Here is a 20365-nt window from a genome sequence, read left to right as displayed (position 1 = left end):
CCTCCTACTTGGCCCAGTCCTCGTCGCCCCAGGCGTTCTTCTTGATCCCGGCCTCGATGCCGCGCTTCCACCACTTGTCCAGGTCGGCCAGCTCCTCCTCCAGGGACCGCCGGCCGAGCAGGTAGCCGTCGAAGACGTCGCGGAAGGAGGTGCCCTCCGGGCCGCCCGGCAGCGCCACCACCCGGAACGGCTTGCCCCACTCGCCCTCCAGCAGCCCGGCGGTCTCGGCCGACGGCTGCACGCCCTCGACGGCGGGCAGGCCGCCGGTCGCGTCCAGCCAGGGCTTGATCGCCGGCGAGCTCATGTACTGCAGGAACTTCACCGCCGCCGCGTACTTCTCGCCCTTGACGGTCGAGGGGATCATGTAGCTGGTGCCGCCGATCGAGGCGCCGTAACGGGCCGGGGCCTCCGACGACAGCGGCGTGCTGTCCTTGGTGATCGTCGGGAACGGCATCGTGCCGAGCGCGAACTTGGCGTCCGTCTTCAGCGCCTCGACGGCGAAGTCGGTGCCCCACGACATGGCGGCCTTGCCCGAGACGAAGTCGCGGTAGCCCACGGTCGCGCCGCCGTCGGCCACGCCCGTCCAGTTGGGGGTGCCGCAGTCGAAGAACTCCTTGTAGATCTTCAGGGACTCGGCGACCTCCGGCGTCTTGGTGGTGAGCGTGCCTTCCTTGATGGCCTTGCTCATCGACTTCTCGGTCACGGTCGGCGCCGTGCCCGGCTTGCCGGTGGCGTCGAAGAAGTTCCAGTCGTCGTGGTACTTGTCGATGAGCTGGGTGCTGACCGCCTCCCACGTCCAGCCGGTGGCCAGGCCGCCCTTGTCGAGGGCGACGGGGTCGAAGCCGGCCGCCTTGAGCTTGGCGCAGGCGCCCTTGAAGTCCGCCCAGGTGGCCGGGGGTTTGTCGAGGCCCGCCTTGGCGAAGGCGTCCTTGTTGTAGAACAGGCCGATGGCGACCAGGTTGAAGGGAATGTACTCCAGCTTGCCGCTCTCCTTGCTCAACGCCTTGGAGACGGCGGGGCCGTAGTACTCCTTCCTGAACACGTCGATCCAGCGCTGGTTGCCCGGCACGTACGGGTTGGGCTTCTGCAACTCGTCGTCGAGCGCGTGCACCTCGTGGGCCTTGTGCGGCGGCTGGTTGAAGACCAGTTCGGGCGCGGTGCCGGCGGCGAGCTGGGTGGTGATCGTCTGCATGAAGCCGTCGAGGGGCAGGACCTGCGTCTTGACCTCGATGCCGGGCTCGCGCTTCTCGAAGGCGTCGACCAGCGCCTCCCAGGCAGGTCCGAAGCTGCTGCCGCTGGCGTTCCACTGGTTGGGGCCGGCCAGGGTGATCGTCACCTTGCCGCCGCCGTCCTGGGCGGACGTGCCGCCGGTGCCGAGCAGGCCGCAGCCTGTCAGCGCGAGCAGCATGGCCGAGGCCGCCAGCCCGCTCTTGGGGGGTGTTCTCATCGGGGTAGGGGTCCTTTCCTTATTGATACGTTTCAATCGCGGCGGCGGCTCACTTGCCGGACACGATGCCGCCCTGGATGCCCGCCAGGAACCACTTGGACAGGAACGTGAACAGCACCACCAAGGGGAGACTGGCCAGGACGTAACCGGCGAACAGCGGGCCCCACTGCTGCACGTTCTGGTTGGCGAAGAAGGCCAGCCCCGCCGGGATCGTCCGGTAGGCATCGGTCTGCACGGTGAGCAGCGGCCAGAAGTAGTCGTTCCACACGCCCAGCACCGTCATCAGCGCCACCGTGCCGATCACCGGCCGGGCCAGCGGCAGCATGAAGCCCGCGAACAGCCGGACGCCGCCGGCCCCGTCCACCCGCGCCGCCTCGAAGATCTCCTCGGGGATCTGCGCCATGTACGTGCGCATGACGACGATCCCGAAGACCGTGTTCGCGGTGACGTGCGGGACGATCAGCACCAGCCGGCTGTCCAGGATGCCGAGGTCGCGCATCAGCACGAACAGCGGGATCAGGCTGGTGATCGAGGGCACCATGAGCAGCGCCGCGACCAGCCCGAACAGCGCGTTGCGCCCCGGGAAGCGGTAGCGGGCGAACACGAACGCCGCCGCCGGGGCCAGCAGCATCGTGCCGGCGATGGCCAGCGCCGCCACCACGAACGAGGTGAACAGGTACGGGCTGACCTGCTCCCAGGCCGCCGCGTAGTTGTCCAGGTGGACCGGCCAGGCCGGAGACCAGTAGCTGGCGAAGAACTGCTCGTTGTCCTTGAGCGACGCGGCGAGCATGAACAGGTACGGGAACAGCCCGGCGAAGGCCAGCACCGCCAGCACGCCGCCGGCCACGAGATCGGTCCTGCGGGTCCGGTTCACGACGCCGACCTCCTGCCGAGCGCCAGCGCGACCAGGCTCACCCCGAGGGTCAGCGCGAACAGCACGGTGCCGAGCGCGGCCGCGTACCCCCAGCTGGTGTCCACGAAGGCGGCGTCCAGCATGCGCAGCACCGGCACCTGCGTGGCGTTGTCGGGGCCGCCCTTGGTCATGATGTGGGCCTGCATGCCGTACTGGAGCACCGAGATCACCGCCAGCACGAACAGCAGCTTGACGTCGCGGAACATCATCGGCAGGTCGATGCTCCAGAAGCGGCGCAGCCGGCCGGCGCCGTCCACCTCGGCGGCCTGGTAGATCTCGGCCGGCACGTTCTGCAGCGCCGACAGGAAGACCAGGAACGGCAGGCTCGCCACCCACGGGAAGCCGATCGTCATCAGCGCGGCCAGCGCCGTGGCGGGGTCGCCGATCCAGTTGCCCGCCAGCCCGTCCAGGCCGAGCGCGCGCAGCAGGCTGTTGACGACGCCGTCGCGCGGGTCGTACATGAACTGCCACAGCAGCACGTTGACCACGGCAGGGAAGGCCAGCGGCAGGATGAGCAGGGTGCGGAAGACGAACCGCAGCCGCTCGCTGGACAGCGACATCACCAGCTCGGCGGCCAGCAGCGGGAAGACCCACATGAGCGTGACGGCCCAGACGAAGATGATCCCGGCGTTGCGGAAGGAGGCCCACCACAGGTCGTCGCCGAGCATCGTGAGGTAGTTCTCCAGGCCGACGAACGGCGACTGGAAGCCCGGCCGCCACTCGTAGAGCGAGTGCAGCATGCCGTTGAGCGCGGGGTAGTAGGCGAACGCCGCGAGCAGGGCGAAGGTGGGAAGGAGGACGAGGTAGACGCCCCACGGGATCCGGCGGCGCGCTTTTGTGCTGGTCACGATCGTCAATGCCTCTCAGCCGTCACAGGGTGCGGAACGCGTACGAGCCCGAGCCGACCCGGTAGACCGCGGCCCCGTCGTCGAGGCGGTCGAAGGTTACGCCCTCCGCCTCGCCCGCCGGCCGGCCGCCCTCGGTCACCCGCTCCGGCGGCGCGGGCACGTGCACCTCGGCGCGGGTGTTGGGCGGCACGACGACGTCCAGGGCGAAGCCGCCGTCGGCGAGCCGCCAGGAGATCTCCACCTGGCCGTGCCGGGTGCGGTGGGCGGTCCGCGCCCAGCCGATCCCGCCGCCGGGGCGGGGGCGCACGACGATGTCGGCGTAGCCGGGCGAGCCGGGGGCCAGCCCGCCGACCGTCCGGTACATCCAGTCGCCGACGGCGCCGTAGGCGTAGTGGTTGAAGGAGTTCATGCCGGGGTCGTGCAGCCCGCGGTGGTGGCTCCAGGAGTCCCAGCGCTCCCACATGGTCGTCGCGTCGCCGTGCACGACCGGGTAGAGCCAGGACGGGAAGGTGTCCTGGGTCAGCAGCCGGTAGGCCACGTCCAGCCGTCCGGTCGAGGTGAGCGCGTCCAGCAGGTACGGCGTGCCGAGGAACCCGGTCGACAGGTGGCCGCCGCGCGCCTCGACGTCCCCGGCCAGCCGGGCCGCGGCCCTGGGCAGCTCGTGCTCCTCCAGCAGCCCGGCCGTCACGGCCAGCACGTACGCGGTCTGCGTGCCGCTCGCCACCACGCCGGGACCCTCGACGAAGGCCGCGCGGAAGGCCCGGCGCACGCGTTCGTACAGCTCCAGGCAGGTGCGTTCGTCGGCGTCGCGGCCGAGCGCGGCGGCGAGCCCGGCGAGCTGCCGGGCCGACAGCGCGAAGATCGCCGTGCCGACGAGCCGCTTGGGGGTCTCGGCGCCGATCGACAGCCAGTCGCCGAACCCCTCCTCGGGGAAGATGCCGCCGTCGGAGCGCTGGTCCAGGTAGGCCAGCCAGCGCAGCATCGGCTCGAAGCAGGCCGCGACCACGCCGGCGTCGCCGCGCAGCCGGTGCAGCGCCCACGGCAGCATGATCAGCGCGTCGCCCCAGCCGGGCGAGCCGGCCTCCTTGGGGTTGGGCGACAGGCCGCGGCCCGACAGCACGTCGGGCACCACGTGGGTGACCGCGCCGTCGTCGCCCTGGGCGTCGACCACGTCGGTCAGCCAGCTCCGCAGGAACGCGGCGGCGTCGTAGTTGAACAGCGCGGTCGGGGCGAAGGCCCAGATGTCGCCGGTCCAGCCGAGCCGCTCGTCCCGCTGCGGGCAGTCGGTGGGGACGGCCAGGAAGTTGCCGCGCTGCCCCCACACGATGTTGCGCTGCAACCGGTCGAGCCGCTCGTCGGAGCAGGTGAACTCGCCGGCCGGCTCCATCGCGGCGTGGGCCACCCTGGCCGTGATCGACTCCGGGGCGGCGCGCAGGCCCGACACCTCGGCGTACCGGAAGCCGTGGAAGGTGAACCTGGGCTCGAACGTCTCTGCCTGCTCGCCGCGCGGCAGGAACTCGTCCGTGGCGCGGGCCGAGCGCAGGTTGGCCAGGTGCAGGCCGCCCTCGTGGTCGAGGACCTCGGCGTGCCGCAGCACCACCGGGCGGTCGCGGCCGGCGCGGCCGGTGAGCCGGACCCAGCCGACCAGGTTCTGGCCGAAGTCGGCGATCCACACGCCGGGCCGGGACTCCCACACCGCCACCGGCTCCACCTCCTCGTGCACCCGGATCGGCGGCGCGACGGAGGCGGTCACCCGGCCCGCCGGGGGGCTCACCGGCACCGCGGGCGCCCATCCCGAGTCGTCGAACCCGGCGGCCGTCCAGCCGAGCGGCTCGGCGGCCAGGTCCTGGCGTTCGCCGTTCTGCAGGTCGGCGTAGCGGATCGCGCCGGAGCCCGCGCGCCAGTCGGCGTCGGTGCGCAGCCGGGTGCGGGAGCCGTCCTCGTGCAGGATCTCCAGCTCGGCGCGGAAGGCCAGGCGGCGGCCGTACTGGAAGGAGCCGAACCAGCTGATGTTGCCGGCGTACCAGCCGTCGGCGAGGACCGCGCCGATCGCGTTGCGCCCCTCCGACACCAGCGCCGTCACGTCATAGGTCTGGTACGCGACGCGGTGACGGTAGTCGGTCCAGCCGGGCGCCAGATGGTCGGCGCCGACCCGCGCGCCGTTGAGGTGGATCTCGTAGACGCCGAGCGCGGTGGCGTACAGCCTGGCCCGGCGCACCGGCGACGGCACGCCGAACTCGCGCCGCAGGTACGGGCTCGGCCGGTCGCCGACCGGCTCGCGGCCCAGCGGCGGGTCACCGTGCAGCCCGACCTCCTCGGCCAGCCGCCAGCCCGCGTCGTCGTGGCCGGGCTGCTCGAAGCCCTCGACCGGCCCGTCCTCGGCCCGCCACCGGCCGCCGGAGGTGACGGTCACCGTGCCCTCGCCCGCCACGGGGACGAGCTGCGGCAGCGCGGGCCGTCCCTCGACCACGACCTCCAGCCGCACGCACAGCCCGGACCCGGCGGCCCTGATCGCGAGCACGTTCTCCCCCGAGGCCACCAGGTCGCCCGCGTCGGCCACGAACGCCCCCTCCCGGAGCTCCCCGGCGACCCGCACCCCGTTGACGTACGCCTCGACCCCGTCGCCGCCGCCGATCACCAGCCACGCCGACAGCGGCCTGGCCCCGCCCGGCACCGAGAACCGCGTCCGGAACGCGCCCACCGGCGACGCCGACGGGCCGAGCGGGCCGGCGACCCAGATGCGCGGCACGTTCTCCAGGGACGGCAACCGCTCGGAGCCGGGCACCACGGGGGTGCCGATCCAGCCCGCCATCCATCCGCCGGCCTCGCCGAGCCCGGTCTCGAACCAGTGCGCGGGGCTCCAACCGGACCACTGGCCGCTCTCGTCGGCCACCTTGACCCGCCACTGGTAGCGCGTCCGGGGCCGCAGCCCGGCGCCGCCGTAGGGGACGTCGAAGGTCGCCGCGGAGGGGACCACGCCGCTGTCCCAGACCAGCTCGGCCTCGTCACCGGCCGGATCGCACTCCCGGGCCACGACCAGCCGGTACGCGCTCTGCGACCGTCCTCGCCCGGCACCGGTGATCCGCCAGGAGAACTCCGGCGCGCTCACGTCGAGGCCCAGCGGTTCGGCCAGTCCTTCGACACGCAGGTCGGTCACGGCGAGATGCATCAAGGGGGCTCCAAGCTAGTTGAAACATTTCAAGCAATGCGCACGGTAGGCACCCCGAGGTACTTCCGTCAATGCCTCTGTTCCAGATGTGCAGGCCAGGGTCGTTTGGCTGAAACATTTCAACCAGTAGACTGGCTCTCTCTGCCAGGTGACCAGAAGGGCTGCCCACCGGTGACCGACATCCACAAGCCGGCCGAGCGCCGGCGGCTCAGCATGGTCGACGTCGCGGCCCATGCCGGCGTGTCCGTGGGAACGGTCTCCAACGTGCTCAACCGGCCCGAACTGGTGGCCGAGCGCACGTTGCGCCGGGTGCGCGCCTCGATCAAGGCGCTCGGCTTCGTGCCCAGCGCGCCCGCCCGGCAGCTTCGCGGCGGCTCCGGCCGCTCGGTGGGCGTCCTGGTGCGCGACATCGGCAACCCGTTCTTCACCGAGGTGCTGCCGGGCATCGAGAACCGGCTGTCGCAGGAGCAGCTGCTGCTGGTGTTGTGCAGCTCCGGCGACTCGGCCGAGAAGGAGGCCCACTACCTGCAGATCCTGGAGCAGCACCGGGTGCCCGGCATCCTCATCACGCCCGCCGGGCCCGACATCTCCCATCTGGTGGAGCTGCGCAGGCGCGGGGTCGGCATGGTGCTGCTCGACCGGCCGGGCGCCGACGCCCAGCTCTGCGCGGTGGCGGTCGACAACGTCAGGGGCGGCGAGCTGGCCGGCGCCCACCTGCTGGGGCTCGGCCACCGGCGCATCGCCTTCCTCAACGGGCCGCACATCGTGCGCCAGTGCGCCGACCGGCGGGAGGGGCTGACCAGGGCGGTACGGGCCGCCGGGCTCGACCCCGACGAGGTGATCACCGAGGTCACGCTGCCCGCGCTGACCCCGCGCGAGGGCGAGGCGGCGCTGGGGCGGCTGCCCGCGCGCAAGGGGCCGACGGCGCTGTTCTGCGTCAACGACACGGTGGCGCTGGGCGCGCTGCGCGGGCTGGAGCGGCGCGGTGTGCGCGTCCCGCACGACATGGCGGTGATGGGCTACGACGACGTCGAGTTCGCCGAGCTGCTGTCGCCGTCGCTGACCTCGGTCCGCCAGCCCAAGCACCAGCTCGGCCAGGCGGCCGCGGAGCTGCTGCTCACCGACGCCCGGGGCGACGTCAACCACTGGCACCAGGAGATCGTCTTTCAGCCGGAGCTCATGGTCAGGGCGTCGACCGTCCCTCAGTGACGTTTCAATTGGGCCTACCGCAGGAAATCGGGTCTTGCCTGGCCGCCTTCTGGGCCTCATTGTTGAGACGTTTAAATCCCAGGAGGTCCCATGCGTTGGGTTGCCCGTCTCACCACCGTCCTGTTACTTCTCCTCCCAGCCGCGCCGGCCGTCGCCGCCGCGGCGGCCGCTCTGCCGTACCCGGTCAGGTCCGACTACCGCATCAAGGGCCTGCAACCGGACTTCTGGCCCGACAAGAACGAGATCGCCGGCAACAACGCCGGCGGCGTCGCCATGAACCTCATCTGGGCCGAGTGGGAGCCCAGCGTGAAGACGCCGCCGTGCGCGGCGGGCGCGCAGGAGTTCGACGGCCACTGCTTCACCGTCGGCTCCGCCGTCGACGCCGCCATCAAGGACTGGACCGCCCGCGGTCTCGTCGTCACCGCCGTCGTCTACGGCACCCCGGCCTGGGCCCGCGGCGCCCGTCCCTGCACGCCCGCCGCCGCCGGGTTCGAGAAGTTCTGCGTCCCCGACAACCCCGCCGACTACGGCCGCTTCGCCGGCATGCTGGCCCAGCGCTACGACGGGCAGCACGGCAACGGCCGCATCGCCGACTTCGTCGTCATGAACGAGGTCAACAGCAACACCTGGTTCGACATCGGCTGCGGCCAGGGCACGGCGTGCGGCACGACCGCCTGGCTGGACGCGATCGCCGCCAACTACAACGCCGCCTACGACGCGGTCACGGCCCAGCAGCCCACCGCGAAGGTGCTCACCTCGCTCGACCACCACTTCGGCACCGCCTACGACCAGCCGGCCGCCTCCGACGCGATGTTGTCGGGCATGACCGTGCTCAAGGGCCTGGCGGCGCGGGCCGGCAACCGGGCCTGGCGGGTGGCCTATCACCCCTACCCGCCGAACCTGCTGGCGCCGCAGTTCTCCGCCGACGACTTCCCGAAGGTCACCTACGGCAACATCGGCGTGCTGGTCGGGTGGCTGCGCCAGCAGTTCCCGAACACGCCGTCGGCCTGGCAGGTGCAGCTCACCGAGAGCGGCGTGAACTCGTTGTCGCCCTCGTCCGAGGCCGCGCAGGCGTCGCAGTTGTGCAACTCCTTCCGCAACGTCCTCGGCACGCCGGGCATCGAGAGCTACGTCTGGCACCGCATGAGCGACCACCCGGACGAGACGGCCGCCGGTCTCGGCGTGGGGCTGCGCCGTACCGACGGCTCGGCCAAGCCGGCCTGGTCGACGTGGGCGCTGGCCAACCGCAACGACCTGTCGCCCCCGCAGTTGTCGTGCGGCTTCGAGCTGCTGCCCCACACCCAGCTCCGGCGCGGCTACCAGGCGAGCAAGGGGCACGTGGCCAGCTCCCGGCTGCTGCCGCCCGGCTTCACCCAGGAACGCGTCTGGAAGCTGCTGCGCAACCAGGCGTCCGGCACCGTGCCCCTGTACGAGTGCAAGGTCGGCGCGCACACCTTGCTCACCCGCGACCCGGGCTGCGAGGGGCAGTTCCCGATGGGCCCGGTCGGCCACATCTACACCAGCCAGGTGCCCGGCTCGGTCGCGCTGCACCGGTGCCGCGCCGCGAGCGGCGACCACCTCGTCACGGACCAGGCCGGCTGCGAGGGCCTGATCCACGAGCAGGTCCTCGGCTACGCGCTGACCTGACCCCGGCCTGAACTGACCTGACCGGGCCGGTGGCCGTCCCCCATGGTGGCCACCGGCCCGGCGGCTATCCGGCGGCCCGTCCGGTCTTCTTCCCGGCCGGGCCGCGGACCAGGGTGAAGTCGTCGACGTCGAAGTTCGCGCCGGTGAACACCAGGTACAGCCGGGCCGCGCCGGAGGGGACGCCCGTCAGCGCCGTGGAGACGTCGGCGTAGGACTCCCAGCCGCCGGTGTTCGGGACGGTGACCGCGCCGAGCACCGGCCCGGTCGGCGAACCGGAACGGACCTCGAAGCCGCCCGACGGCCCCGGCGAGGCGACCCGGGCTTTGAACGCGGTGACCCCGGTGAGGTCCACGTCGTAGGCCGCCCAGTCGCCCGGGTTGACGTAGCCGAGCACGGTGCCGCCGTGCGCGGGGGTGTGCGGGTAGGTGGCCACGCCGGACGCCTGCGTCCAGGTCTCCGCCTGGACGACGGAGTCCCCGGTGGGCGGCCCGAGGTCCTTGACGCGGATGTTGCGGAAGGACACCTCGTCGCCGTCGCTGTGGTTCTGGAGGCCGATGTGCCCGTTCTTCAGCGAGCGGGCGGGGTCGGTGTTGGTGAAGTCGTTGATCTTCACGCCGTTGAGGAAGACCTGCAGGCGTTCGCCCTCGACCCGGATCTCGTAGGTGTTCCACTCCCCCGGCGGGTTCAGCGCGGCGTCGCGGGCGGCGGTGTCGGCGGCCTTGAAGCCGTAGACCGAGCCGGTGGTCTTCTCCGGGGCGTCGGTGGCGTCGATCTGGATCTCGTAGCCGTTGTTCACCGCCGAGGACGGGTCGGTCGAGGGCGGGAAGCCGACGAAGACGCCGGAGTTGTCGTCGCCGGCCAGCTTCCAGTCGAGCTTGAGCGAGTAGGAGGAGGTGTACTCCTTGGCCTTGTACCAGAACAGGCCCATGCCGCCCTGCGAGGTCAGCGTGCCGCCGGAGTTGGCGAACCCGCCCGGCCCGGCCTGCTCCCAGCCGGTGGTCGAGCCGTTGTAGAGGGTGGTGTAGCCGGTCTCGGGGCGGCAGTCGGCCTTGGCCTGGCCCGTGGCGTAGGCGAGGCCGCCGCGCAGGTGCTGCCGGAAGGCGGGCTCGGCGAAGGACTCCGCGGTGTGCCCGCCACCGGTGTAGAAGGAGCGTCCCCCGTCGTACGGCTTGCACCAGGCGATCGGGTGGTCGGCGCCCATCGTGCCGCCCGAGTACGTCGACTCGTCCAGGGTCGCCAGGACGTGGGCGCCGGTCCTGGCGTTGGTCCGGTAGTCGTACCACTCGTCGGTGCGCGGCCAGGAGGTGTCCAGGTGGGCGGTGGCCGGGTGCGCCCGGTCCTCGACCTTGACCGTGGCCTTCTGCACCGCCGGGTGGGCGGCGAACCAGGCGCCGACGAGGCCGCCGTACCAGGGCCAGTCGTACTCGGTGTCGGCCGCCGCGTGGATGCCGGCGTAGCCGCCGCCCGCCTTGACGTACGCCTCGAACGCGGCCTGCTGCGTGGCGTCGAGCACGTCGCCGGTGGTGTTGAGGAAGACGACCGCCTTGTAGGCGGCCAGGTTCGCCGCGGTGAACGCCGCCGGGTCCTCGGTGGCGGTCACGGCGAACCCGAGGTCCCTGATCGCCTGGACGCCCGCCGCGATCGAGTCGTGCCGGAACCCGGCCGTCCGGGAGAAGACCAGGACGGCGGAGCCGCCGGCGGCCGGGGTGGCCGTGGTGAACCTCTGCGCCGCGCCGCCGTTGCACGTCCGGATGACGAGCTGGGCCGGGTCGGTGGCGTCGAGGCACTTGCCGAGCGCCTTCAGCGCGCCGCCCTCGGCGGTCCACTTCTGCGCGCCGGTGCCGTTGCAGGTGTAGATCTGCACCTTGGTGCCGTCCGCGCTGTCGGCCCCGGCCACGTCCAGGCACTTGCCGAGCGCCTTGACGGTCTGGCCGTCGATGGTCCAGTTCTGGGCGTTCGTACCGTTGCAGGAGTAGAGCTGGACCTTGGTGCCGTCGGCGGTGGCGGCTCCGGCAACGTCCACGCATCTGCCGTCGGCGGCGTGGATCGGGCCGGTGGCGATCGCCTCCTTGGCCAGGGTGAAGTCGTCGAGGTCGAACAGCGCCCCGGCGCCACCGGTGAAGACCAGGTAGAGCGTGGTGGTCGCGGCCGTCGCGCCGGTCAGCGGGGCCTGCACGTCGGTGAAGGTCTCCCAGCCGCCCGTCACCGGGACGGCGGCCTTGCCGAGCAGCGGCCCGGTCGGCGAGCCGGCGCGTACCTCGATGGAGCCGCCGACGCCGCCGGAGGAGACCCGGGCCCGGAACGTCCTGGCGTCGTCGAGCCGGTAGGGCCTGAAGGCGATCCAGTCGCCGTTGTGCACGTCGCCGACCGTCCTGCCGCCGTGGGCGGCCGCCTTGGAGATCTGCGAGACGCCGGACATCGTCGTGTAGTGCTCGGCCTGGCGGTGGCGCGGTTGCAGGACGTTCTGGGTGTGGGTGGTCAGGCCGCCCTTGTCGGTGTACTCGGCGCCGAAGACGGCGAAGATGTTGGCCGCGTCGTCGTGCTCGCCGTCGACCGGGATCGTCAGCTCGCCCGCGCAGCCGTTCTTGGAGGTGATCTGGTGGCCGTGGCTGTCGTGGCCGAGCACGTACGTCATCCGGACCTTGGCGCAGTCGATCGTGGTGTCCTCGGGGTCGGTCACCCCGATCGTGAAGGGCACGGTGTCGCCCCAGGTGAACAGCGTCCCGGCGGCGGGCGCGCCGATGGTCACGGTGGGGGCGGTGTTGCCGGCCGTGACGACCACGCCGGCCGTGCCGGAGTTGCCCTGGGGGTCGCGCACGGTGAGCGTGGCGGAGAACTGTCCCTCGGCGGTGTAGGTCTTGGTGGGGTTCGGGGCGGTGGAGGTGGTGCCGTCGCCGAAGTCCCAGGCGTAGGTGAGCGCGCCGCCCTCGGGGTCGGCGGAGCCGGCGCTGGAGAAGGCCACGGTGAGCGGAAGTTTCCCGGACGTCCTGTCGGCCGTGGCGACCGCGACCGGCGAGCGGTTCCTGTCCTTGATGTACTCGACGCGGTAGAGGGCGGAGTTGGCGTCGCCGCCGAAGTAGCCGGAGCCGTAGTCGAGGACGTAGAGGGCGCCGTCGGGGCCGAACGCCAGGTCCATGACCTGCGTGCCGGTCCAGGGGAAGGCGGCGATCTCGCCGCGGGTGCCGTCGGCGGCCAGGTCGATCGCCTTGATCCACTTGCGGCCGAACTCGCCGGCGAAGAAGTGCCCGTCGAGGTCCTGCGGGAACTTGACGGCGGAGTTCAGGGCGGCGTCGTAGCGGTAGACCGGGCCGCCCATCGGCGACTCCGAGCCGCTGCCGAACTCCGGCGGCGAGCCGGCGTCGCCGCCGTACCTGATCCAGGCGGGCTTGGCGGGCGGGAGCTTGGCCAGGCCGGTGTTGCGCGGCGAGTCGTTGGCCGGGCCGCCGGCGGCGCAGTCGTACTTCTGGCCGGAGGGCCCTGAGGGGAAGGCGTACTCGTTGTAGGTCTCGGCCAGGGTGTTGGTCCCGGTGCAGTACGGCCAGCCGTAGTTGCCGGGGCCGGTGACGCGGTCGAACTCGACCTGCCCGGCGGGCCCGCGGCCCGGGTCGCTGCTGCCGGCGTCGGGGCCGTAGTCGCCGACGTAGACGACGCCGGTGGCCTTGTCCACGGTCATCCTGAACGGGTTGCGGAAGCCCATGGCGTAGATCTCGGGCCTGGTCCTCGCGGTGCCCGGCGGGAAGAGGTTGCCCGAGGGGATCGTGTAGGTGCCGTCCGCCGGATCGACCTTGATGCGCAGGATCTTGCCGCGCAGGTCGTTGGTGTTGCCGGCGCTGCGCTGGGCGTCGTAGACGGGGTTGCGGTCGGGCCGTTCGTCGATGGGGGCGTAGCCGGAGGAGTCGAAGGGGTTGGAGTCGTCGCCGGTGGACAGGTAGAGGTTGCCCTGGGCGTCGAAGTCCATGTCGCCGCCGACGTGGCAGCACATGCCGCGGTCGGCGGCCACGTCGAGCACGGTCCGCTGCGAGGCCAGGTCGAGCGTCCAGTCGGGCTTGACGGTGAACCTGGCCAGGCGGTTGACGCCCTGCCAGGCCGACCAGTCGGTGCCGGTCGCGGGCGCGTCGCCGGACGGCGTGCTCAGGCGGGGGGCGTAGTAGAGGTAGATGGTCCGGTTGGTGGCGAAGCCGGGGTCCACGGCGACGCCCTGTAACCCCTCCTCGTCGTGGGTGTAGACGGACAGCGTGCCGACCACGCCGGTCTGTCCCCGCGCGTCGGTGCGGCGCAGCGTGCCGTCGCGCGCGGTGTGCAGCACCGACAGGTCGGGCAGCACCGCCATGGTCATCGGCTCGCCCATCTCGGCGACGCCCTTGGCCAGCTCGACGCGCTGGTAGTCGGCGGGGTCGATGGCGGCGTGGGCCTGGGCGGGCGGGGCGGCCACGGTGAGCACGACCGTGCCCGACATGGCCAGGATCAGGGCGCTGGTCCGCGCCGTCCATCGGGACAGGCGGGTGGATCCGCTGGGGGGCATCGCGGAGGTTCCCTTTCCGTGGGGGGTGGGCCGGGAAGGAGGGTTCCATTGGCGGACGATCGAAGAACCTTCGTAGCTCGGGACATTAGATCTCACTTTTGATGATTGTCAACGAAAGTCTGTTAAGTCCTAGACGTAACGAGTTGACGCCCTGGCCGGAACGGCGAAGCCCCGCCCTGCGCGACGGACGCGGGGCGGGGCTTCGGGCGTGGACGTCAGCCGGCGAGGGCGCTGTCCACCGCCTCCGGGGCCAGGACGTGCTCCAGCACCATGACGGCCGCCCCGATGACGCCGGCCCGGTCGCCCAGCTCGCTGACCTGGATGCGCAGGTGCTGGGTGGCCAGCGGGAGCGAACGTTTGTAGATGGCCTCGCGGACGCCCGCGAGCAGGTGCTCACCGGCGTCGGCCAGGTCGCCGCCGATCACGATGGCGGCCGGGTTGAAGAAGTTCACGATCGTGGCCAGCACGTCGCCGATCTCCCGCCCGGCCTGCCGGACGAGCTGGGCGGCGTCGCGGTTGCCCGCGCGCAGCAGCGCGACGACGTCCCGGCCGCCGGTGGCGGGCACGCCCGTCGCGGCGATCCGGGCGGCCAGCGCGGCCCCGCCCGCCAGGGCCTCCAGGCAGCCCACGTTGCCGCAGTGGCACAGCACGTCGTCGTCGGCGGTGGCGACGCGGATGTGCCCGATGTCGCCCGCCGCGCCCTGGGCGCCCCGGTGGAGGCGGCCGTCGGAGATCACGCCGCAGCCGATGCCCGTGCCGATCTTGACGAAGACGAGCTGGCCGGTCTGCTGCCGCCCGGCGCGGTGCTCGCCGAGCGCCATGATGTTGACGTCGTTGTCCACCAGGACCGGCACGCCCAGCCGCTCCCCCAGCCACTCCGGCACCGGGAAGCGGTCCCAGCCGGGCATGAGCGGCGGGTTGACCGGGCGCCCGGTCGAGTACTCGACCGGGCCCGGCAGTCCGATGCCCGCCCCGCACACGTCGGCCAGGTCGCGCCCGCTCTCGTCGAGCAGGTCGGTGAACGTCCGGGCGAGCCGCCCGAGCGCCGCCTCCGGGCCCCGGTCGATCGGCGCGTCGGCGGTGCGCTCGGCCAGCACCGTGCCGCCGAGGTCGGTGATCGCGACCCGCTCGTGCATGACGCCCAGGTCGGCGGCGAGGACGAGCCGCGCGGTGCGGTTGAAGGCGAACATGGCCGCCGGCCGCCCGCCCGAGGAGACGACGTCGTCGGCGGGCAGCACCCAGCGGTGCCGCAGCAGCGCGTCGAGGCGCAGGGACACGGTGGACCTGGCCAGGCCGGTGAGCTGGACCAGCTCGGTCCGGGTGCGCGGAGGCCCTTCCCGCAGCAGGGAGAGCAGCGCGCCGGCCCCCGCCGTCGCGCCGTTGAGCGTGTCCAGAGTCAACACCAGCCTCTCCGCCGATGACGGCAGCCACTTCAGAGGACCCCAAGTCTATCTTCGACGGCTGGAGACTGACTTATGACCGCGCGTCGGCATAAGTCCTGGGGCCCGGCGGACGGTCAGGTCGCCAGCGGGAGCCTCAGGACGAAGCGGGCGCCGCCCTGATGGTCGGCCACGAAGAGGTCGCCTCCGTAGGCGTGGGCGATCTCGCGGGCGATGGGCAGGCCGAAGCCGGAGCCGCCGGCGTCCAGCGAGCGCGCCTGCTCCTCGCGGTACAGCCGGTGGAAGATGCGTTCCCGCTCCTCGGGCGGGATGCCGGGCCCGTCGTCGAGCACCTCCAGGACGGCGTACGGCGGCGCGGCGGCGACCACGAACTCGATCCTGCTGGTGGTGTGGCGCTCGGCGTTGGCCACCAGGTTGGACAGCAGCCGGGCCAGCCGCACCCGCGAGGCGCGGACCACCACGTTCTCCTCCAGCCGCGTCAGGACGGACGCGCTCGGCGGGTGGGCGTCCAGCTCCTCCACGACCAGGCGGGCGAGGTCGACGAGGTCGGCGCCGGGCGGCGGGGCCGTGTAGAGGCGGGCCAGGGCGAGCAGGTCGCCGACGATGTCGTTGAGGCGTTCGGCGTCGCGGTGCAGGCTGTGCAGAGTGCGGCGGAGGTCGGCGCCGGGGTCGGACAGGGCCTCCTCCAGCTCGGTCAGCAGGCCGGCGATCGGGTTGCGCAGGTCGTGGGCGGCGTCGAAGACGAACCGCTGCTGGTGCTCGATCGTCTCGTGCAGCATCGAGACCTTCTGCTGCTCCTGGCGGTAGGCCTGGTGGAGCAGCGCGTTGGGCTTCAGCGGCCCGGAGACCCGGCCGCCGGTGGGGCCCGGCGCGGCACGCCGGGATTCGAGCGGGCCGCCGACCTCCCCGAAGACGACGACGATCTCCTTCACGTCCCCCGACGGGTCGAGCACCGGGGCCTGCGTGAGGCGCCAGTGGCGCTGGTCGGGCGGGTCCCAGTCGTCCCGCAGCAGCGGCACGACGTCGCCGACGCCGGCCCCGGCCACCCGCTCCAGCGAAGCACGCACCTTCGCCGCCCCGGACGCGCTCAGGTCCGCCAGGACCGGGGCCTCGCCCAGCAGGGCGCGGCCGATGACCTCCGTCCGGTCCTGGCCGGTCATCCGCAGGTAGGCGTCGTTGACGGCGAGCACGACCTGGCCGCGGGTGAGCACCATGCAGGGGCACGGCAGTGCCTCGAATGCCGCCTGGTAGTCGACCGACGCTCCCATCACGGGTCCCCCTCAGCCGCCATCTACCCCCACCGGGCCTGTGACATGCGGAAACGCGCCAGAGTTGTCATTCTCATTCTCGATAGTGATAACGTCTCGCGTGTGACGACCTCGACAGAGCGCTGGGCCGAGCTGGCGCTGCATCCCGTGCGGATCCGCCTCCTGCGCGCCGTCGCCGGGGGCCGCCGTACGGCCTCCGACCTGGCGGGCCTGCTGCCCGACGTGCCGCAGGCGACGCTCTACCGGCAGATCGCGACGCTGGCCAAGGCCGGGATGCTGGAGGTGGTCGAGGAGCACAAGGTCGGCGGAGCGACCGAACGGGTGTACGCGGTGCCCGAGGGCGGCCTGACGCCGTCCCCCGAGGCGCTGGCGACGGCGACGGCGGAGGACCACGCCCGGTGGTTCACCGCGTTCGCCGGGAGCCTGCTGTCGGAGTTCTCCCGCTATCTCGACCGGGAGCGCGTCGATCTGGCCGCCGACGGCGCCGGCTACCAGCAGATGGTGCTCCACCTGGACGACGAGGAGTTCGTCGCCTTCGCCCAGGGATTCGCCGAACTGGTGCGGCCCCTGCTGGCGAACGAGCCGGGAGGGGGGCGTACGCCGCGCTTGCTGGCGACGGTCCTGCTCCCCCTGAAGGAAGGCTGAGCTGTGGCAACGGTAATGGTCAACGAGGGTCTGGTCACGATCGTCTTCGGTCCCTGGGAGCGGTTCCTCACCGGTCACGGCCGGTACACGTTCCCGCTCGCGTCCGTGCGGGAGGTGCGGGTCGCCGGTGAGCCGTTGCGCGTCCCGCGCGGCGCGCGGAAGGGGCTGAGCGTGGCGGGCCACGTCAAGATCGGGGTGTGGGGGCTGTTCGGGGGGCGGCGGCAGCTCGTGTCGGTCACCCGTGACACGCCTGCGGTGCACCTGCTGCTGGACCGCGCGGGGGCCGGCGGCGAGTTCGACGAGGTGGTCGTCTCGGTCCCCGACGCCGGACGGGTCGCCGCCGCCGTACAGGCCGTGGTCACGTGACCGGCGTCGAGGTCAGCGGCCTGACCAAGCGGTACGGCGAGCTGACCGCCGTCGACGACCTCAGCTTCACGGTCAGGCCGGGCGCGGTCACCGCGTTCCTCGGCCTCAACGGCGCCGGGAAGACCACGACGATGCGCATGATGGTCGGCCACGTCACCCCCACCCGCGGCGTCGTGACGATCGGCGGCCGGCGCTACCGCGACCTCCCGCGCCCGACCACCGTGGTGGGCGCGACGTTCGACGCCGCCTCCTTCCATCCCCGGCACTCGGTCAGGGACCACCTGCGGATCTACGCCGCGATGGGCGGCCATCCCGATCGCCGGGTCGGCGACCTGCTGGGCCTGGTGGGCCTGGCGGGGGCCGCCGGGCGGGCGACCGGCGCCCTGTCCACCGGGATGCGGCAGCGGCTCAACCTGGCCACCGCCCTGCTCGGCGACCCCCGCGTGCTGCTGCTGGACGAGCCGGGCAACGGCCTGGACCCCGAGGGCGCGGCGTGGCTGCGCTCGTTCCTGCGCGGCATGGCCGCCGAGGGCCGTGCCGTCCTGGTCTCCAGTCACGTGCTGGCCGAGGTGGAGCAGGTCGCCGACGACGTGGTGGTCATCGGGCGGGGGCGGCTGCTGGCCGCCGGCCGCCTGCGCGAGCTGTGCGGCGCCGAGCCGGACGTGCTGGTGCGCACCCCCGACGCCGCCGCCCTGCGCGCGGTCCTGGCGGGCGAGGCCGAACTGGTGGAGCCGGCCGGGCCGCACGACCTGCGGGTCCGCGGCCTCGATCCGGCGCGGGTCGCCGCCCTGGCCGCGGCCCACGGCCTGCCGGTCCACGGCCTGACCACCGAACGCCCGACCCTGGAACGTCTCTTCCTCGGACTCACCGGCGAGGGGGCGCGGGAGCGGGCGGACGGGAGCGAGGGGACAGGCCCAGGAGAGCGGGCCGGCGGAAGCGACAGGGCGGTCCCGGGAGAGCGGGGCGTGAGTGGGAGGGCAGGCGTGTGAGGGGTTTCGTGCGGGCCGAGTTCCGCCGGTTGCTGGCCACGCGGATGTGGTGGGGCATGCCGCTGGTGGCCGTCCTGCTCGGCGGCGGGCTGATCGGGCTGCTGGCCGTGGTCGGGCCGGAGAACTTCGAGCCACCGATGCCGGGGCTGGACACCGAGGCGGGGGTGCGGGCCGTCCTGGGGTTCCTGGGGTTCACGGCCTTCGTGCCGGCCGCCGCCGGGACGCTCGCCGTCACGTCGGAGTACCGGCATCGCACGGTGAACTTCACGTTCCTGTTCGCGCCGGACCGCTGGCGGGTGCTGGTGGCCAAGCTCGCCGCCCACGCCGTGGCGGGCCTGGCGTACGGGCTGGTGCTGGCCCTCACGGCGGGGGCGGCGCTGTTCGGCGTGGCCGCGGCCCGCGGCGTCGAGCTGGGGCTGCCTGCCGGGACGATCGTGGCGCTGCTGGCCCGGCTGGGGGTGGCGATGGCGGTCTACGTGGTGCTCGGCGTGGGCCTGGGCGCGCTGATCCGCAACCAGGTCGCCGCGCTGTGCGTGGTCATCGGCTACCTGTACGGCGGCGAACTGGCGCTGATCATGATCCCCGGGGTGCGGGAGCTGTACCCGTGGCTGCCCGGCGGCGCCACCTCGGCGCTGACCGACTTCACCGCCGTGGCCGACGCGCTGGCCGCGCAGTTGTCCAGCGAGCCGGTCCGGCTGCTGTCACCGGCCGCCGGGGCGCTGGTCCTGCTGGCGTACGCGGCGCTGGCGAGCACGGCCGCCGTCCTGAGACCGCTGCGCCGGGACGTGGCCTGACCGCGACCGCCCGAACCCCGCCTGATCGCGAACCGGCCGAGACCCCGCCGGACGGCCAACCGGCCGGGACCCCGCCTTACCGGGAACATTCGTACAAGCCTGCGGGATGGGCGGGCGGGGACAGTGTCGCCATGACGACTTCCCAACAGGTCCACTCCCCCGCCGCCCGGACGGGCGGGCGGCGCGCGGGAGGCCGCCGGCGGCGCCGTTCCGTCGTGGCCGCCGTGCTGCTCGCGGTGGCCGTGCTGCTCCTGGTGAACGCGCTGGTGGTGTCGAGGCAGGAGGCCGCGGGCGAGTCGATCGTGCCCCTCGACGGCGGCGGCCTGTACGTCCGCCAGGACGGCCCCGCGGACGCCCCGGCGCTCGTGCTGATCCACGGCCTGGCCGGATCGACCCGCTGGTGGGACCAGGTGGTCCCGGCGCTGGCACGGTCGCACCGCGTCATCCGCATCGACCTGCTCGGGCACGGCCGGTCGGCCAAACCGGCCGGCGGCGGCTACACGATCGCCGAGCAGGGACGGCGGGTCGGCGCGGCGCTGGACCGGCTCGGCGTGCGGCACGCGGTCGTGGCCGGTCATTCCACCGGCGGCTCGGTCGCCACCGCGCTCGCCGAGCAACGCGGCGACCTGGTGACCGCGCTCGCCCTCGTCGACTCCGGGCCCCGCCTGGACGCCTTCATCTCCGACGGGTTCGTCGGCGAGTTGCTGTTCGTCCCCGTCGTGGGGCAGGCGCTGTGGCGGTTCCGCACCGACGGCCTTCTTCTGCGGGGGCTGGAGACCGCGTTCAGCCGCCCCGGCTACCGGATCCCGCCGCAGCTCGTGGACGACGTGCGCGGCCTCACCTACCACTCGCTCACCACGACCTCGAAGGCCGCGGAGGAGTATCTGCGGCAGCGCCCGCTGCCCGGCCGGCTGGCCGGGCTCGGCAAGCCGCTGCTGGTGCTCTTCGGCCGGGACGACCGGAGGTGGCGCTCGTCCTCGGCCGCCGACTACCGGACGGTCCCGGGCGCGACCGTCGAACTGCTGCCTGGGACCGGGCACTCCCCCATGCTGGAGGACCCGGCCCGGACGGCTGCGTCCCTGCTCGCCTTCGCCTCGGCCCACGACGGGCCGCGGGCCGCGACGGCGGGGTGAGCCCTGGGCGCGAGG

The 20365-nt window shown here is 72.8% G+C and carries 14 protein-coding genes; 7 read left to right on the top strand and 7 right to left on the bottom strand.

Annotated features, from left to right (window positions below; translation table 11 throughout):
• Positions 1-4: 4 nt before the first annotated feature.
• The 4 genes from ACWCSU_RS45220 to ACWCSU_RS45205 are packed head-to-tail and all read right to left on the bottom strand — an operon-like array spanning position 5 to position 6377.
• Entirely contained in the window at positions 5-1447 is a 1443-nt protein-coding gene (locus ACWCSU_RS45220) for an ABC transporter substrate-binding protein (RefSeq protein ID WP_449942568.1), read from the bottom strand.
• Between the two features lie 49 nt (positions 1448-1496).
• Positions 1497-2321, bottom strand: coding sequence for a carbohydrate ABC transporter permease (locus tag ACWCSU_RS45215; protein ID WP_397044940.1), 825 nt, complete (start codon positions 2319-2321; stop codon positions 1497-1499).
• A complete protein-coding gene (locus ACWCSU_RS45210; protein ID WP_357708470.1) occupies positions 2318-3208 on the bottom strand; it encodes a carbohydrate ABC transporter permease in 891 nt (296 codons plus the stop codon). The genes ACWCSU_RS45215 and ACWCSU_RS45210 overlap by 4 nt, the downstream gene beginning before the upstream one ends.
• Positions 3209-3230: 22 nt before the next feature.
• Positions 3231-6377, bottom strand: a complete 3147-nt coding sequence (locus ACWCSU_RS45205) for a family 78 glycoside hydrolase catalytic domain (RefSeq protein WP_449942567.1) — start codon at positions 6375-6377, stop codon at positions 3231-3233.
• Between the two features lie 171 nt (positions 6378-6548).
• Here ACWCSU_RS45205 and ACWCSU_RS45200 point away from each other — a divergent pair, with 171 nt between their 5' ends.
• Both ACWCSU_RS45200 and ACWCSU_RS45195 read left to right on the top strand, forming a co-directional pair.
• Positions 6549-7586, top strand: a complete 1038-nt coding sequence (locus ACWCSU_RS45200; RefSeq protein ID WP_357708474.1) for a LacI family DNA-binding transcriptional regulator — start codon at positions 6549-6551, stop codon at positions 7584-7586.
• 90 nt (positions 7587-7676) lie between these two features.
• Complete coding sequence (locus ACWCSU_RS45195; RefSeq protein ID WP_449942566.1) at positions 7677-9233, top strand: DUF5722 domain-containing protein; 1557 nt, start codon at positions 7677-7679, stop codon at positions 9231-9233.
• 64 nt (positions 9234-9297) lie between these two features.
• Here ACWCSU_RS45195 and ACWCSU_RS45190 read toward each other — a convergent pair whose 3' ends face one another.
• The 3 genes from ACWCSU_RS45190 to ACWCSU_RS45180 form a co-directional block, all read right to left on the bottom strand.
• A complete protein-coding gene (locus tag ACWCSU_RS45190; RefSeq protein WP_449942565.1) occupies positions 9298-13755 on the bottom strand; it encodes a ThuA domain-containing protein in 4458 nt (1485 codons plus the stop codon).
• A gap of 215 nt (positions 13756-13970) precedes the next feature.
• Positions 13971-15158 carry an ROK family transcriptional regulator gene (locus ACWCSU_RS45185; RefSeq protein WP_357708482.1) on the bottom strand — a complete coding sequence of 396 codons (1188 nt, stop codon included), beginning with the start codon at positions 15156-15158 and terminating at the stop codon, positions 13971-13973.
• A 113-nt stretch (positions 15159-15271) separates the two neighbouring features.
• Entirely contained in the window at positions 15272-16423 is a 1152-nt protein-coding gene (locus ACWCSU_RS45180) for a sensor histidine kinase (RefSeq protein ID WP_449942611.1), read from the bottom strand.
• Between the two features lie 102 nt (positions 16424-16525).
• Between ACWCSU_RS45180 and ACWCSU_RS45175 the strand changes: the two genes are divergently transcribed.
• From ACWCSU_RS45175 to ACWCSU_RS45155, 5 genes are all read left to right on the top strand, one after another.
• Positions 16526-17068: a helix-turn-helix domain-containing protein gene (locus ACWCSU_RS45175; RefSeq protein WP_449942564.1), complete on the top strand. Its 543-nt coding sequence runs from the start codon at positions 16526-16528 to the stop codon at positions 17066-17068.
• Positions 17069-17071: 3 nt separating this feature from the next.
• Positions 17072-17434, top strand: coding sequence for a hypothetical protein (locus ACWCSU_RS45170; RefSeq protein WP_357708486.1), 363 nt, complete (start codon positions 17072-17074; stop codon positions 17432-17434).
• Positions 17431-18423, top strand: coding sequence for an ABC transporter ATP-binding protein (locus tag ACWCSU_RS45165; protein WP_449942563.1), 993 nt, complete (start codon positions 17431-17433; stop codon positions 18421-18423). The genes ACWCSU_RS45170 and ACWCSU_RS45165 overlap by 4 nt, the downstream gene beginning before the upstream one ends.
• The gene (locus tag ACWCSU_RS45160) at positions 18420-19217 is read left to right on the top strand and encodes an ABC transporter permease (protein WP_357708490.1); all 798 of its coding nucleotides are present in this window, start codon (positions 18420-18422) and stop codon (positions 19215-19217) included. Before ACWCSU_RS45165 ends, ACWCSU_RS45160 begins: the two co-directional genes overlap by 4 nt.
• Positions 19218-19348: 131 nt before the next feature.
• Positions 19349-20350, top strand: a complete 1002-nt coding sequence (locus tag ACWCSU_RS45155; protein WP_449942562.1) for an alpha/beta fold hydrolase — start codon at positions 19349-19351, stop codon at positions 20348-20350.
• Positions 20351-20365 lie beyond the last annotated feature (15 nt).

It is taken from the genome of Nonomuraea sp. NPDC001699 (genome assembly GCF_053596455.1).
This window is presented reverse-complemented; position numbering and strand designations above follow the sequence as displayed.

Excerpts from the sequence above, each read along its gene's own strand:
- ACWCSU_RS45220 (WP_449942568.1), bottom strand. The coding sequence starts at position 1,447 with ATGAGAACACCCCCCAAGAGCGGGCTGGCGGCCTCGGCCATGCTGCTC.
- ACWCSU_RS45205 (WP_449942567.1), bottom strand. The coding sequence starts at position 6,377 with ATGCATCTCGCCGTGACCGACCTGCGTGTCGAAGGACTGGCCGAACCG.
- ACWCSU_RS45195 (WP_449942566.1), top strand. The coding sequence starts at position 7,677 with ATGCGTTGGGTTGCCCGTCTCACCACCGTCCTGTTACTTCTCCTCCCA.
- ACWCSU_RS45190 (WP_449942565.1), bottom strand. The coding sequence starts at position 13,755 with ATGCCCCCCAGCGGATCCACCCGCCTGTCCCGATGGACGGCGCGGACC.
- ACWCSU_RS45180 (WP_449942611.1), bottom strand. The coding sequence starts at position 16,423 with ATGGGAGCGTCGGTCGACTACCAGGCGGCATTCGAGGCACTGCCGTGC.
- ACWCSU_RS45155 (WP_449942562.1), top strand. The coding sequence starts at position 19,349 with ATGACGACTTCCCAACAGGTCCACTCCCCCGCCGCCCGGACGGGCGGG.